The sequence below is a fragment of the Synechocystis sp. FACHB-908 genome, assembly GCF_014698595.1.
In the GTDB taxonomy this organism is placed as follows: Bacteria; Cyanobacteriota; Cyanobacteriia; order Cyanobacteriales; family Microcystaceae; genus Synechocystis.
This window is the reverse complement of sequence record NZ_JACJTH010000035.1, coordinates 109,914-125,421: the sequence shown is the minus strand read 5'-3', so window position 1 is coordinate 125,421 and position 15,508 is coordinate 109,914. Positions and strand designations below refer to the sequence as shown.

General features: G+C 45.2%; 14 protein-coding genes. 8 read left to right on the top strand and 6 right to left on the bottom strand.

Features of this window, described 5'->3' with window-relative positions; all coding sequences use genetic code 11:
• Nucleotides 1-20 precede the first annotated feature (20 nt).
• Nucleotides 21-1,586 carry a serine/threonine-protein kinase gene (locus H6G46_RS12530; RefSeq protein WP_014407170.1) on the top strand — a complete coding sequence of 522 codons (1,566 nt, stop codon included), beginning with the start codon at nucleotides 21-23 and terminating at the stop codon, nucleotides 1,584-1,586.
• Nucleotides 1,587-1,822: 236 nt separating this feature from the next.
• Here the strand turns inward: H6G46_RS12530 and H6G46_RS12525 are convergent, their stop codons facing one another.
• From H6G46_RS12525 to H6G46_RS12515, 3 genes are all read right to left on the bottom strand, one after another.
• Nucleotides 1,823-2,023 carry a hypothetical protein gene (locus H6G46_RS12525; protein WP_020861498.1) on the bottom strand — a complete coding sequence of 67 codons (201 nt, stop codon included), beginning with the start codon at nucleotides 2,021-2,023 and terminating at the stop codon, nucleotides 1,823-1,825.
• Between the two features lie 186 nt (nucleotides 2,024-2,209).
• Nucleotides 2,210-3,034, bottom strand: a complete 825-nt coding sequence (locus H6G46_RS12520; RefSeq protein ID WP_010871863.1) for a hypothetical protein — start codon at nucleotides 3,032-3,034, stop codon at nucleotides 2,210-2,212.
• 170 nt (nucleotides 3,035-3,204) lie between these two features.
• Entirely contained in the window at nucleotides 3,205-3,423 is a 219-nt protein-coding gene (locus tag H6G46_RS12515; RefSeq protein WP_010871862.1) for a hypothetical protein, read from the bottom strand.
• Between the two features lie 804 nt (nucleotides 3,424-4,227).
• Between H6G46_RS12515 and H6G46_RS12510 the strand changes: the two genes are divergently transcribed.
• The 5 genes from H6G46_RS12510 (at nucleotide 4,228) to H6G46_RS12490 (ending at nucleotide 7,600) form a co-directional block, all read left to right on the top strand.
• Nucleotides 4,228-4,746, top strand: a complete 519-nt coding sequence (locus tag H6G46_RS12510; protein ID WP_010871861.1) for a phycocyanin subunit beta — start codon at nucleotides 4,228-4,230, stop codon at nucleotides 4,744-4,746.
• Between the two features lie 110 nt (nucleotides 4,747-4,856).
• Nucleotides 4,857-5,345, top strand: a complete 489-nt coding sequence (cpcA, locus tag H6G46_RS12505) for a phycocyanin subunit alpha (protein ID WP_010871860.1) — start codon at nucleotides 4,857-4,859, stop codon at nucleotides 5,343-5,345.
• Between the two features lie 114 nt (nucleotides 5,346-5,459).
• Nucleotides 5,460-6,281: a phycobilisome linker polypeptide gene (locus tag H6G46_RS12500; protein WP_010871859.1), complete on the top strand. Its 822-nt coding sequence runs from the start codon at nucleotides 5,460-5,462 to the stop codon at nucleotides 6,279-6,281.
• A gap of 45 nt (nucleotides 6,282-6,326) precedes the next feature.
• Nucleotides 6,327-7,202, top strand: a complete 876-nt coding sequence (locus tag H6G46_RS12495) for a phycobilisome linker polypeptide (RefSeq protein ID WP_010871858.1) — start codon at nucleotides 6,327-6,329, stop codon at nucleotides 7,200-7,202.
• Between the two features lie 146 nt (nucleotides 7,203-7,348).
• Complete coding sequence (locus tag H6G46_RS12490) at nucleotides 7,349-7,600, top strand: phycobilisome linker polypeptide (RefSeq protein ID WP_010871857.1); 252 nt, start codon at nucleotides 7,349-7,351, stop codon at nucleotides 7,598-7,600.
• A 231-nt stretch (nucleotides 7,601-7,831) separates the two neighbouring features.
• On the opposite strand, the gene serS is transcribed toward H6G46_RS12490, so the two are convergent.
• The 3 genes from serS to H6G46_RS12475 form a co-directional block, all read right to left on the bottom strand.
• Entirely contained in the window at nucleotides 7,832-9,124 is a 1,293-nt protein-coding gene (gene serS, locus H6G46_RS12485) for a serine--tRNA ligase (protein ID WP_010871856.1), read from the bottom strand.
• A 90-nt stretch (nucleotides 9,125-9,214) separates the two neighbouring features.
• Entirely contained in the window at nucleotides 9,215-9,970 is a 756-nt protein-coding gene (locus H6G46_RS12480; protein WP_010871855.1) for a DUF1995 family protein, read from the bottom strand.
• 31 nt (nucleotides 9,971-10,001) lie between these two features.
• Nucleotides 10,002-10,265 (bottom strand): TIGR02450 family Trp-rich protein, encoded by a 264-nt coding sequence (locus H6G46_RS12475; RefSeq protein WP_010871854.1) that lies wholly within the window; start codon nucleotides 10,263-10,265, stop codon nucleotides 10,002-10,004.
• A gap of 190 nt (nucleotides 10,266-10,455) precedes the next feature.
• Here H6G46_RS12475 and H6G46_RS12470 point away from each other — a divergent pair, with 190 nt between their 5' ends.
• Both H6G46_RS12470 and H6G46_RS12465 read left to right on the top strand, forming a co-directional pair.
• On the top strand, nucleotides 10,456-11,961 hold the full coding sequence (locus H6G46_RS12470; RefSeq protein WP_223211339.1) for an SLBB domain-containing protein: 1,506 nt from the start codon (nucleotides 10,456-10,458) through the stop codon (nucleotides 11,959-11,961).
• Nucleotides 11,962-12,028: 67 nt separating this feature from the next.
• Nucleotides 12,029-15,385: a DEAD/DEAH box helicase gene (locus tag H6G46_RS12465; RefSeq protein WP_010871852.1), complete on the top strand. Its 3,357-nt coding sequence runs from the start codon at nucleotides 12,029-12,031 to the stop codon at nucleotides 15,383-15,385.
• The last annotated feature ends 123 nt before the right edge of the window (nucleotides 15,386-15,508 follow it).

Sequence of the window (15,508 nt, the reverse complement as noted above, 5' to 3'; positions counted from 1 at the left end):
GTCGCTGAGATATTTGCGCTATGACCCCTGACTCCCGTCACCGCCGTCTATTGGCCAATCGCTATCAACTGGTTGAGTTGGTGGGTAGTGGAGCTATGGGTCAAGTCTACCGAGCGGAAGATAAGCTCCTTGGGGGAGTCACCGTCGCAGTCAAATTCCTTTCCCAAGCCTTGCTCAATCCCCGCATGAAGGAACGGTTTGAACGGGAAGCCACTATTTCGGCCCTACTGGGGGAAAAAAGTATCCACATTGTGCGGGTGCGGGATTACGGCCTGGACGAAAAGGAAATTCCCTTCTACGTGATGGAATACCTCCAAGGGGAAAACATTAGTGACGTGATTAAATACCGTCCCCTCAAAGTAGAGCGCTTTTTAAAAATAGCTAGGCAAATTTGCTTTGGCTTGGATTGTGCCCATAAAGGAATTATTTACCAAGGGGAAGCCTGCCCCGTTGTCCACCGGGATATCAAGCCCAGCAACGTACTGTTGGTGGAAGACCCCGCCCTGGGGGAACTGGTTAAAATTCTCGATTTTGGTATCGCCAAATTAGTACAAGCAGCAGAGGAGTCGAAAACCCAAGCTTTTATGGGTACCCTTGCCTATTGTTCCCCAGAGCAAATGGAGGGCAAAGAGTTAGATAGCCGTTCGGACATTTACAGTCTGGGGGTGATGATGTACGAAATGCTAACGGGGGAAATGCCCCTGTTCCCAGACAATTCTTCCTTTGGGGGTTGGTATGAAGCCCATCATCACACTAAGCCCCATCCCTTTTCCGCCCGTTATAAAATCCCCGCTTCCCTCGAAGCCTTGGTGATGAACTGCCTGGCCAAAAGCCCCAAAGGTCGTCCCCAATCGGTGGATGTGATTATCCGGGCGATCGATGCCATTGAAGCGGAAATCAAAGCTCCCCCCATTTCCGACACCGAGAAAACCCAGATTGCTCCCCATTTACTCAACACGGATATGGAAGCAACGGTGGTGGCCCAGCGGGGCCCGGGAATCGTCCCAGAAACGCGGTTGCCGCTGGTGAGTGAACTCTGTAAGCAGTTAGAGTGGCCCTCCGATAAACCAAAACAGAAAATTGTTTTTCCCTATGTGCTCAACGCCGCTGAAGGAAAATTGGCTAGTTTGTGGGTGATGTTGAATCAAGAGGATATCCTCACCCGGATGTCCAGCATCCGCTACAACCAATTTTTACTGATGACTTCTCCCCATCCCATGGTGCTGTGGATTACGGTGCTCTACCATCGGGAATATGGTCCCCGCTGGTTGCCCTGTTATTTGGATTTAAAGACTAGGTCGGGTCAGAGTTTTGCCCAGATGTTGGGGGAATCCGGTACCTATTGGTTGCTGTTTTTTGCGTTGGAAAATCCCACTCGCTGTCAGCATATGTTGACCGCTACCGTTGCCCCCAATCAGTGTAAGTTGCTCAAGGAGTGGGCCCAAACTAGTCAATCCATGCCCGGTGGTAAACCCCAGGTGACTAAACGGTTACTTAAGCAGGAGTTAGACCGGCTTAAACCTAAAATTGAGGCGAAATTGTCCCAGGTTAAACCATCCTTTAACAAGGAGGTTTCAGGATTGTGAGGCGATCGCCAAAATTTAAATTGCCCACACTCACACCGCTTCCATTAAATCCTTCTGCCCTAGTGGATAACTGAAGCCCATGCCTAGTCGGATTTACCACAGCCCCAACAATAAGCAAGATTAATATTCAAGCGAGAGCCCAGCTCCCCTTTGGCCAAAGCCAGACATAAACATGGGAAAACTGGGCAAAATTTGACTTAATTTAGTCGAGCAAAAACAGTCTAGACATAAAAATACTAGTCGTAATAATCCCGGCTGGAAACATTACCGATCGCCGCTTCATCTTGATTGATGCAACTGGTGTTACGGGCAAAATTGCAGACCCTGGCCCAGAGCCGGGCCCTCGTTCCCGCCGGCCCAGAGGAAAAAACCACCTTGGAGCCATTTTCAATGGTGACGCCACACACGGGACAGGTTTCTGCGGGGAAAACACTCATGAGTATTTATTCCTAGTGAATGAATTAGAAGCTACGTTAGGGGATTTAACCGGAGTAGACCGTCACAAATGTTACTGTTTACCCAATTAATTTTAAGAAATTTTAAATTTCATTGACAAAAAAGTCACTTTATATTTCAAAAGTGACAATCCATACGAGGTTATCTGGTTTGGCGCTATCCACTATCTACCAACTAGCATTACGCCAGTTACTATTGTTATTAGTGGGCACCGTTTGTCCTTGGCCATTACCGATGCGGAGGGGAGATTGCAACATTAGGGTCAAATCTCGGCTGGAAACGGTTAACAATTCTTCCGAGCCACCGCCAACAATCCCTGCGGTGGGCAGACCCCAACCGGCCAAGGCCCCCGCCGCGGCTCCCCCAAGCACTTCCAGAGGTGTAATACGGCGATCGCCGGTGGTACCGGAAATGATTGTTGCCGTGCCGGCCCCAGCCAAAGTCCCCATAATCACATCGGAAGCACTCGCCCCCTTATTGACCGTTTGAAAACCGACAAGCTCACGGGAACGGGCATTAATCGGTAAATATTCGCCATTATTGAGCACCAATTGTTGGGCCACAAATTGCATCGCATTACCATTGGCGATCGGGCGAAACTGACCAATAATTTCACTGCCAGCAGGAATAATCGTAACACCATCGGATTGACGGAGGGCCGTAGTGGTGCGGAGACTGGCCGCCCTGGTTTCTCCCCTTCTCAATGTGATTTGTCCTTGGTCAACCGCCACAGGAATCATCGTTTGGGCCGGCACTTCCACATTGTAGAGTTGACCTATGTTATAGCTAGACCGAGGAGCGCCGGGATAGGCATTATTGTTATTCCATCGGTTAGAATTTTGGGCGGCATTGCCACGGTTGGGACGGGGACGAGCTTCCACCGGATTAGTAAAACTACCAACCAACCCTCCCATCAAGAGAACGGTAGTCAATAAAGCTGTGGAGCGGCGGGCTTGCCAATGCAGCTTAGGGAACGAAAAACTATTAAACATCCTAATTTCCTCACCTGATTGCGGATATTGGTTGTGGGAAAATCTTGCCCCACTACATCCAGGTTAGGGAAAGGGAAAAGGAATGTCAGTCCCCGCTAACATGGAAGTGTTTAGCCAAATATTGACCAGTCAAGTGGAAAAAAAGGGAGTTCTCCGTCCAAGTAAACGCCTCAACCACGCTTTTGCCTGACCCGTCCCATCGATAGGCGACGGACATAGGCCACTCTTCCCATGCGGCTGGCCACGGAGTGAACAATTTCAGCCCTAGTTTCGTGGTCAACCACCGGCTTATTGGATGCACAATTTAATAATTTTTCCAGGTCGGTAATTTTCCGCTTGAGGGCCAGATCATCGGGTAGACTAAAACAATCAACAGTACAATCAAACATGACTAAAAAAAGACTTGAATGTCACTAACTACATCCAGTCTTTGCCATGGCCAGTCTTTCCACCAGAGAAACTATCACATTAACCAGGTGATTTAGATCACAGACAAACCACAGGGACGTTGCTTGGGCTAAATCCCATGAAGAGAAGGTTTATGGCTCCTGATGAAGTTATTTAGCCCATTAGCAAGGCAAATCAAAGACGATCCCGACTTCGTTATAAAATAAACTTAACAAATCTATACCCACCTGTAGAGAAGAGTCCCTGAATATCAAAATGGTGGGATAAAAAGCTCAAAAAGGAAAGTAGGCTGTGGTTCCCTAGGCAACAGTCTTCCCTACCCCACTGGAAACTAAAAAAACGAGAAAAGTTCGCACCGAACATCAATTGCATAATTTTAGCCCTAAAACATAAGCTGAACGAAACTGGTTGTCTTCCCTTCCCAATCCAGGACAATCTGAGAATCCCCTGCAACATTACTTAACAAAAAAGCAGGAATAAAATTAACAAGATGTAACAGACATAAGTCCCATCACCGTTGTATAAAGTTAACTGTGGGATTGCAAAAGCATTCAAGCCTAGGCGCTGAGCTGTTTGAGCATCCCGGTGGCCCTTGTCGCTGCCTCCGTGTTTCTCCCTGGATTTATTTAGGTAATATCTCTCATAAATCCCCGGGTAGTTAACGAAAGTTAATGGAGATCAGTAACAATAACTCTAGGGTCATTACTTTGGACTCCCTCAGTTTATCCGGGGGAATTGTGTTTAAGAAAATCCCAACTCATAAAGTCAAGTAGGAGATTAATTCAATGTTCGACGTATTCACTCGGGTTGTTTCCCAAGCTGATGCTCGCGGCGAGTACCTCTCTGGTTCTCAGTTAGATGCTTTGAGCGCTACCGTTGCTGAAGGCAACAAACGGATTGATTCTGTTAACCGCATCACCGGTAATGCTTCCGCTATCGTTTCCAACGCTGCTCGTGCTTTGTTCGCCGAACAGCCCCAATTAATCCAACCCGGTGGAAACGCCTACACCAGCCGTCGTATGGCTGCTTGTTTGCGTGACATGGAAATCATCCTCCGCTATGTTACCTACGCAACCTTCACCGGCGACGCTTCCGTTCTAGAAGATCGTTGCTTGAACGGTCTCCGTGAAACCTACGTTGCCCTGGGTGTTCCCGGTGCTTCCGTAGCTGCTGGCGTTCAAAAAATGAAAGAAGCTGCCCTGGACATCGTTAACGATCCCAATGGCATCACCCGTGGTGATTGCAGTGCTATCGTTGCTGAAATCGCTGGTTACTTCGACCGCGCCGCTGCTGCCGTAGCCTAGTCTGGTTATTTTAAAAACCAACTTTACTCAGGTTCCATACCCGAGAAAATCCAGCTTAAAGCTGACATATCTAGGAAAATTTTCACATTCTAACGGGAGATACCAGAACAATGAAAACCCCTTTAACTGAAGCCGTTTCCACCGCTGACTCTCAAGGTCGCTTTCTGAGCAGCACCGAATTGCAAATTGCTTTCGGTCGTCTACGTCAAGCTAATGCTGGTTTGCAAGCCGCTAAAGCTCTGACCGACAATGCCCAGAGCTTGGTAAATGGTGCTGCCCAAGCCGTTTATAACAAATTCCCCTACACCACCCAAACCCAAGGCAACAACTTTGCTGCGGATCAACGGGGTAAAGACAAGTGTGCCCGGGACATCGGCTACTACCTCCGCATCGTTACCTACTGCTTAGTTGCTGGTGGTACCGGTCCTTTGGATGAGTACTTGATCGCCGGTATTGATGAAATCAACCGCACCTTTGACCTCTCCCCCAGCTGGTATGTTGAAGCTCTGAAATACATCAAAGCTAACCACGGCTTGAGTGGCGATGCCCGTGACGAAGCTAATTCCTACCTCGATTACGCCATCAATGCTCTGAGCTAGTCAGTTTTTAATTCTAGCTGGCCTGGAAGGGTGGGAAAGTGTTAACAACTGGTTGACAATATTCCGCTTTTCCAGGTCTTGTCGTATTTATTGACACTTATCTAGGAGAACAAAATGACTAGTTTAGTTTCGGCCCAGCGTCTGGGCATTGTGGCCGTGGATGAGGCTATTCCCCTCGAGCTTCGTTCCCGGAGTACAGAGGAAGAGGTGGATGCCGTTATCCTGGCGGTTTACCGTCAAGTTTTGGGCAACGATCATCTCATGTCCCAGGAACGACTGACCAGTGCAGAATCTTTGCTCCGGGGCAGGGAGATTTCGGTAAGGGATTTTGTTCGGGCTGTGGCTCTGTCGGAAGTGTACCGGCAGAAGTTTTTCCATTCCAACCCACAAAATCGTTTTATCGAGCTTAATTATAAGCATTTACTGGGACGGGCTCCCTACGATCAGTCGGAAATTGCTTTCCACACCGATCTTTATCACCAGGGGGGCTATGAAGCGGAGATCAATTCCTATATTGACTCCGTAGAATACACGGAAAACTTTGGAGATTGGGTTGTACCTTATTTCCGCGGCTTTGCTACCCAGCGGAATCAAAAAACCGTTGGTTTCAGCCGTTCTTTCCAGGTGTATCGGGGCTACGCTACCAGTGATCGTTCCCAGGGAAATGGTTCCCGTTCTCGATTGACGCGGGAGTTGGCTCGCAATACAGCTTCTCCGGTGTATGCCGGTTCTACGGCCGAGAGTTTGCGGGGAACTTCGGCGGGTAGTCGTAACCAAATGTATCGTTTGCAAGTGATTCAAGGGGCGGCCCCCGGTCGTGGCACCCGAGTGCGCCGTGGTAAAGCGGAGTATCTAGTTTCCTACGATAATTTGTCTGCCAAGTTGCAACAAATCAATCGCCAAGGAGATACGGTCACAATGATTTCCCTTGCCTAGAATCAGGATTTTTTGTCAACCTAGTTAGTAAAAGGAGATTATTTAGTGGCAATTACAACCGCAGCCTCCAGATTGGGGGTGGCTCCCTATAATGAGTCCCGTCCTGTGGAGTTACGCCCTGACTTTAGCCTTGATGATGCCAAAATGGTGATTCGGGCTGTATATCGTCAGGTTTTAGGCAACGATTACATTATGGATTCTGAGCGCCTCAAGGGTGCCGAGTCTCTTTTGACCAATGGTTCTATTAGTGTGCGGGAATTTGTCCGTACCGTGGCCAAGTCGGAACTTTATAAGAAGAAATTCCTTTATAACAACTTCCAAACCCGGGTCATTGAACTCAACTACAAACATCTGTTGGGTCGTGCTCCTTTCAGTGAAGATGAGGTGATTTTCCATCTCGATCTCTATGAAAATCAGGGTTTTGATGCGGATATCGATTCTTACATTGATTCGGTCGAATACCAAGAGAACTTTGGGGAAAATATTGTTCCCTATTATCGTTTTAATAATCAGGTAGGCGATCGCACTGTGGGATTTACCCGCATGTTCCGTCTTTACCGTGGTTATGCTAACAGTGACCGTTCCCAGTTAGAGCGCAGTTCTAGTCGTCTGGCAACGGAGTTGGGACAAAATACTGTTTCGGCGATCGTGGGCCCCAGTGGCAGTAATGCTGGTTGGGCCTATCGTCCTTCTCGGGCCGGCAATACCCCAGCAAAAGCGTTGGGTGGTACGGTTCCCTTTGGTCAAGCAAGTAAGCTGTTCCGGGTGGAAATTACAGCCATTTCTGCGCCCGGTTATCCCAAAGTGCGTCGGAGCAATAAGGCGGTAATTGTTCCCTTTGAACAACTCAACCAGACCTTACAACAAATCAATCGTTTGGGGGGTAAGGTTGCTAGTATTACCCCGGCTAGCTTGAGCTAGATTTCTGTTTAGTTCAGGAGGAGAAGTGGCTTGACTTTATTTTCCCTTTGGGGAATAACTTGGGGTCGCTTCTCTTTTTGTCTTTGTAGATGATTTTGCTAATTAGCAAATTAAAACTTTAGTGTTCAGGAGTTTTTAGAATCGCCATGTTAGGTCAATCTTCTTTGGTGGGCTATTCCAATACCCAGGCGGCTAACCGTGTCTTTGTCTATGAAGTCAGTGGACTCCGCCAGACCGATGCCAATGAAAACAGTGCCCACGATATTCGTCGCAGCGGTAGTGTGTTTATCAAAGTTCCCTATGCCCGTATGAATGATGAGATGCGCCGCATTTCCCGTCTGGGGGGAACTATTGTTAACATTCGTCCCTATCAAGCTGACAGCAACGAACAAAACTAGGCTATTTTGTTAATTACTATTTGAGCTGAGTGTAAAATACCTTACTTACTCAAAAGCATTAACTAACCATAACAATGACTAATCTCTTTTTTTGATTGAACTCCAAACTAGAATAGCCATCGAGTCAGTCCATTTAGTTCATTATTAGTGAAAGTTTGTTGGCGGTGGGTTATCCGTTGATAAACCACCGTTTTTGTTTGGGCAAAGTAACGATTTGATGCAGTGATGGGTTTAAAGATAATCCCGTTTGAGGAAATCCTGCAGGACGACGGGAACTTTAACCTGACCGCTGCTGGGTTCGTAATAATTTTCTAAAATTGCCGCCATGGTGCGCCCGATCGCCAAACCGGAACCGTTGAGAGTGTGAACAAATTGGGTGCCTTTTTTGCCCTTTTCCTTGTAGCGAATGTTGGCCCGACGGGCTTGGAAATCGTGGAAGTTAGAACAACTGGAAATTTCCCGGTAGGTGTTAGCCGATGGTAACCAAACTTCCAAGTCGTAGCATTTAGCCGCTCCAAAACCTAAATCACCGGTACATAATTCCACCACTCGATAGGGTAATTCTAGGGCTTGGAGAATAGCTTCTGCATCCGCAACTAGGGCTTGGTGTTCAGCGGCGGATTCCTCTGGTTTAACTAATTTAACTAATTCGACTTTATTGAACTGATGTAAACGAATCAACCCTTTGGTATCCCGGCCGTAACTACCAGCTTCCCGCCGAAAACAGGGAGTGTAAGCACAATGTTTAATGGGGAGTTGTTCTAAGTCTAAAACTTCGTCTCGATAAAGGTTAGTCACTGGCACTTCGGCGGTGGGAATAAGCCAGAGGTCATCCCCCCGACATTGAAAACTTTCCTCAGCAAATTTGGGTAATTGCCCTGTGCCCAGCAGGGAATCGCTGTTAACTAAAATGGGAGGCATAATCTCCTGGTAGCCCACGCCAATGTGACGTTCCAGCATAAAGTTAATCAGAGCCCTTTCCAAGGCAGCTCCAGCTTTCATGAGGGAAATAAAACGACTCTGGGCTACTTTAACTCCCCGCTCACTGTCAATAATGCCTAATTTTTCACCGATTTCCCAATGGGGTAAAATTCCTACTGTTTCTGCTTTTAAGTATTGATCTCCCCAACGTTTTACTTCGATGTTATCAGCTTCACTCGCTCCTATGGGAGTGGTTTCACAAGGCAAATTGGGCAGTTCTAGTAACAGCTTTTGCAACTGCTCTTTAAGATCTTTTTCCTGGGGTTCTAAATCTGCTAACTGGATTTTTAAACTATTACCTTCTTCCCGTAAAGTTTGAATTTCTTCCCCTTTAGGATCGGCTCCCTGACCAATTTTTTGGCCAATTAATTTGCCGATTTCATTGCTACGACTTTGCAGTACAGTTCGTTCGCTTTCCTTGGCTTTTTGCTCAGCGGCGATCGCCAAAATGGGTTCGAGATCATAACTTGCCCCGCCCCCTCTTTGATTGAGGCGATTTTGAATAGCGGTGGGATTTTCACGAATTTGCTTGAGGTCTAACACGAACCAACTCTACTTAAAATTTTGGATTTTTTTAATCATTAATGGTCAACCCCATATAGTTTAAATCGTTGGGGTGAACTTCTAGCCGAACTATTGGCTGAGAGCTTTGAGAAAACGGTTTAAATTGGCCATGATGCCTCCTCGTTTAGGACTAGAGCTGGCACCTTCCGAGCTGGCCGCCTGGGGATTGGCATTAGTGCCTTCTATCAATAGTCTTTCCAGGGCTTCCCCCGCTGGCTTTTCAGGCAATTCCGTTAAAAGTTCGTATTCTTCCCCCTTTTCTAGCAATACTTGCCACCTGGAAGGGTGGGAGCGTAACACTACTGCCCCATCTAGGGGACGGAAATAGTAAGCGCTAAACAGGGTGCTCAAAAACCGTTGTCGCAGTTGCCGGGCCGCATAGCCAATGCCCACAATGGACACATCTTCTAGTTGGGGAATGAGCAAAACCACCGGGCGATCGCCGGCCAATTCACAGAGTTTTTCCACACTTTGCACTTCCACCGCAGAAGGGGAGACCACCAAAAATACTTGGTCAGATTCAGCAATTTTGCGGCCAATGGGGGTGTAGCGACTACCTAAATCTCCAATTTGAAAAGGAACTTCGCCCCAGTCTCTTTTTGCCAGGGCCGCCGCTCCAGTATCGGGAAAAATTATCCGTAGTCCCAATCCTTGATCAGCAAATAATTGGCTAAATTCTAAGGCAATAGCTTGGGCTTGGAGGGCAATTTCTGGCACCGCCAATTCCACCTGGATACGACGGTAGCCATCATCTAAGGCCCTTTGGGTGGCGGCGATCGCCTCGGAGATGGCCTCATCAATGGTGGAGGGAACGGGGAGGGACATGGTTATGGGGGGAGGATTAATGACTCGGAGGTTATTTTAGCGCTATCTGATCTTCCTCATCCCTTTCCATGGCCTGGAGGGGTTGCCAGCCCGAGCGCCAGAGCAGATCATCTTTAAGTTGTTGGGCATTGAGCCAAAACCGCACTTTCGGATCGCAACTGGCCACCATTTCCGCAAAAACCCACTGACCCTCCTGCCGTCGATTGACCACTTGGAAGTGTCGCCAACCCCAGGTTTTTTGTTGGGCTGTCCATTTGGAACCGAGGAGATGGGGAAATTTTTGCTTGCGGGCCATGGGAAAAGTTAACCAAAAGCTGAACAAAATTTTTACAGTGCCTACCTGAACATATGATATCCGTCTACAATGTGCCCAGGCTATGGGGATAATCTGGTGGCCTTGAACTTGGAAACCAAAAGGAACATAATCCTTTCTTTTAGTCCAGTCAGATCTTTAACTTTTGGCTTTTCTCCATTTGATGAATGCTATGAATCCTAGTCAATCCTTCCCTTCTAAACTCGGTGGTGCAGTGCTGGTAACCACCATGGCCTGTTTAGGTCTGTGGACACAGGAAGCATTTGCTCAAATTGGTAGTCCTTCCCCTAGTCTATTACCGCAGACCAGTCCCCAAAACGCTCCCTCTATCCTGCCTCCAGAGAGTGAATACACCCTCGGCCCCGGCGATCGCCTCCGGGTCGATGTGCTGCAGGTGGAAGGGTTATCGGGAGAATATCAAGTTTTAGTGGACGGCACAGTGGGTTTTCCCCTCATTGGCACTGTCAGAGTTGCCGGCCTAACCATCCCAGAACTAAACCAAATTTTAGTTAGCCAGTACGCAAAATATATTCGCCGTCCCTTGGTCACTGCCATTCTGACTGTCCCTCGCCCCCTAAGCATCACCCTTTCCGGTGAGGTCAATTCCCCCGGCGCCTACGCCCTGGCGATCGAAGGCGGGCAGAAATTTCCTACCCTCACCCAAGTAATTCAACAGGCTGGCGGTCTCACCCCAGTATCAGACATCAGTCGGGTGCAGCTGCGGCGGCAAAAGGGTAATCAACAAGAAAACTACAGCATCAACCTGTGGGAACTGCTACAGAAAGGAAATTCCCGTCAAAACGTCACCCTAAGAGATGGTGATATTGTGGTTATCCCAAGCAAAACTGCCACAGATCCGAGGGAAGTGCGACAATTAGCCGACGCAAATTTTGGTATTCGTTTTGAGCAAGAAATTAACGTGGCGGTGATTGGGGAAATTTTTCGCCCTGGTTCTTACAAAATTTCCCCTGCCATTAGAGCCTCTAGTATCACCGAAGTGAGTGGTGACAACAGCAGCACAGCCGCAACTAGCAGTCGTGCCAACGTAGAAAATACCCAGCCGGTGCGCCTGACCCAAGCAATCCAAGAAGCCGGTGGTATTAAATCCCAAGCAGATATTCGCAATGTGGAAGTGCGGCGAGAAAATCGGGACGGGAACTTTGAGTTGATTGTGGTCAATCTTTGGGAACTCTTAGACGAAGGCAACCTAGATAAAGACGTTATCCTCCAAAACGGCGACGTCATTACAGTTCCCCAGGCTAAAGAAGTGTCACCAGATGAATTTGAGGCCATTGCCACTGCCAATTTTTCACCCCGCTCCATCACTGTTAACGTTGTGGGGGAAGTGCGACGAGGTGGTGCTATCCAGCTACAGCCTAATTCCACCTTAAACCAAGCAATTTTGGCCGCCGGTTCCTTTGACCCGATTCGGGCGGATAAAGCCAGCGTTGATCTAATTCGTTTAAATCCCGATGGCACAGTTACGAGACTTAATATCGCCCCTGACTTTAGTCTTAACATTAGTTCTGACAAAAATCCAACTTTAAGAAACAATGATGTAGTCTTAGTTAACACCAGTGGTTTAACTCAAGCTACCGATACCCTCAGGGAATTATTTAGTCCAATTGGAGCACTCTTAGGAGGAGGGGCTTTGTCTATCATCGACCGCCTTAATTAATTCAGAGTGAACTCATAACCCATATGACTATGCTAAGTTTTTACAGTTCTCTTACTGAACATTGTTGATGAACGATAAGCAAAAAGCTTCAGGAATATGCGAAAGTTTATACTTACTTGGTGAAGCTAAGCTGAGCTTAAAGGAAAAATTTTATGAAATCTCTAAGCTTTTTTATCAGTTCATCAAAGCTTTTACTGAACCTGAAAATATAGTTTTCAGAAATTTTTATGCAAAATTTAGGTATTGTATTAGCAAAATAAATCTAGACGAAGAAGATGTAAGCAATTTTGAAGCTTTCCGGAAATTTATCCGCAGGGGATTTTCTGAAAAAGTCAACCAAGTTGCCATTGAGCAAGGAATCTTGTTGCTCCAAAAATTATGCCTGCAAGCAACTGAAAATTCCGAACTACTGGGATTCACTTTTGACAATAGTAAATATAACAATCAATATTTTACCAAGCTTTTTCAAGCAAGGCGATCGCCGTCTACCAAGTACCTGAAGCTTTTATACACAGGGCACCACAGAAGTCAATCAAAGCGGGCATTTCATCTCTACGGTTTTGATTTAGAAAACCTACAAACAAACATTGTCATAGAGTGTGATTGGTTTAATGCTCCCCATTTATTTTATTTGATTGACATATTGAAGGAAGATACATTAATCGCTTGCCATAATTTGGTGCCAGTAGCTGAAAATAAATATCAGGCCAAATCAGAATCATTAATCGTTATTGAGCCGGACTTTCTGGTAGATGCCAGCGCCATCAGTGAGTGTTTTGGCAACAAAAATACGAGCAGTGATATTTTTTGGCTAACCAAACTAGTAGGAGAATTAGCTGGTGCTGCAGCTTTTAAAGGAACCATTGTAGGTTACTGCCTAGATGAGCTAGTCAGAAATAAGCAAATTAATATTGCTCAAATTTTTACAGATTACAAAAAGTCAGATGCTCTGAGATCTGCTTATCTTGGCGAACAGGAGATGACAAATATTCAAACGTCGATTGTTCAAGAACATCTACCTAACATCAGTCAATTAGTGCAGAGATTACAGGCAGAAAACTTAAGAATTTGGATTGAACCTACATTTTTTTCACAACATTATGGTCTACAAGGAAGACTAGATTTATTAACTATCGACTCAAACGGATCTAAGGATATTATTGAGCTAAAAAGTGGTGGCGCTCCCTATCCAGGTAGAGAATGGAAAAATCATAAAATGCAGGTGGTGGCATATAACATGATGCTGGAAAGTACCTACGGAAATTATGTGGGTAACAAGGAGATATTTTACTCAAAATCAGATCAGCCCCGCAGAAATATTGTTAGCGAATCTCAAGAAAAAAATGAGTTGATTAAAATCAGAAATGAAATTGTTAGCAAAATTTACCAATTAGCTGCGGGCAACTTTATTAGCTTAGATAAACTTAAATCTGATGGTGCTGGAGAGTTACCAGAATATAATCAACGACGATTAAAGCGTTTTCAACAAAACTACCAGCCAGAAAAGTTGACGACAAACTATTATCAACAGCTACTCTCGTTCATTCTACGGGAATTAATTAACAATAAAATATCAGATCATCAGCAATCTGAGTTGGAAGATAAGCATCAAACATCGACAGGGTTTGCTAGTTTGTGGCTAGATAATTTTAATGTTAAACAAAATAATTATCGCTTAATTTATGATCTTAAACTAATCAAGGTTGACAAAGAGAAAAGTTATCTTTCATTAGCATTGACTCAGACTGATGTGCCCCATTCATTCCGTTCTGGTGACATAGTAATTATTCATCCCAAAATAAATGGTGTATATGAACCGTTAAAACAACATATTTTTAAAGGTTCGATCAAGGGAATTAATCAGAATCAAATAATAGTTTCTTTATTTAACAAGCAAAATGACTATTCATTTATCGAGCAATATAATTTTTGGGCCTTAGAGCCGGATATTTTCGAGCGCAACTACTGGAGTAGTATTGTCTGTTTGTTGGAAGTATTGTCTTGTTCCATGGAGAAAAAACAATTACTTTTAGGGCATTTGGAGCCACAAAAAGCGTTAATAGATTATCAGGTAAATATTTACCTGAGCAATGATCAAAATCAAATTATTTGCCAGGCTCTCGAGGCTAAGCATTATTATTTACTACAAGGACCACCAGGTACGGGGAAGACTAGTATATTTTTGGTTAATTACGTACAAAATTTACTTAAATTAAACAAGAAAAATATTTTTATCCTGGCTTTTACGAATAAGGCAGTGGAACAGATTTGTAAAGCCCTTAAATCCCCACGCTATGGAGAGCTAATAGATTACCTACGTTTAGGTAACAAAACTGTAGTTGATGAAAGTTTGCTGGCCGAAAAATTAACTGGAGATAATGCGGATCTTTGGCGGAAGTATTTACAAGAAAATCAAGTATTTGTCACAACTGTTTCCACGTTTAAAGATAAATATTTATTACTCAGGGAGTTTGTTGGTGAATTTGATCAGCTAATCATTGATGAAGCTTCCCAATTAACGGAGGCTGATCTAGCCGGAATAGTGGTCTTATTCAACAAATTTGTCTTGATTGGTGATCAAAAGCAACTGCCAGCAGTAATTACTCAAAATGAAGAGGAATGTCGAGTTGAAGTTGAGCCATTTCGACGCTATGCCATTAACATTAGCGATTTGAGAATATCTTTGTTTGAAAGATTAATTAATAATGCCAAAAATAAGGGATGGAATCATTGTTACGGACAACTAACTGAGCATTATCGTATGCATAGAGATATTGCTTCATTGATAGCCCATCATTACGATCGCCCTTTGGTGGAGCAAACACAGGAACAGCGAAAAATTGAGTCAAGTTACGAAAATAATGACAATGACTTGTTAAGTAAATTGAGTAAGAGTAGAACTATTTTTATTGAAACCCCATCGGAAACTAGTATTCAGCGCAAGAATACTAACGAAGCCATCATTGCGGCGACCATCGTCAAAACTTACTGGGAAAACAAACTGTTGCCAATGGCAGAAATTGGCATTATTGCTCCTTTTCGGGCTCAGGTAGCGGAAATTAATCAACAATTGGAAAAAATTTTTGCTGGCGCTGATTTTTCAAGGGATTCCATTGTGGTGGATACGGTGGAAAGATTCCAGGGGGATGAAAGAGAATTAATTATTTTTTCCACTACCATTTCTTGGTCTAAGCAGGTTAAAAATATTCAAAGCATCGCTGATGGCGATCGCCAGGGAACAGACCGGAAATTATTGGTCAGTATTTCCAGGGCAAAAAGTAAGCTAGTCATTTTAGGTAATTCATCCCAGTTGCAATTCGCTCCAGCCTATAGGGAATTGATTAAGCACATTGAACAGAGCAATGGATTAATTGATCTAGAAATAGGACAAAAAATAGTAAATTCCCATGGCGGGGAATTTTAGAGAGTGGGCTAAGGCTCCTGGCCTCCTGCCTCGATTAAGTTTTGCGACTATTTCGCCCCGTCGTCCCATAAAAGGTTCCTAAACTTGCTATAAGAGGATCTAGAGTCCAGTCCAGTGGCGATT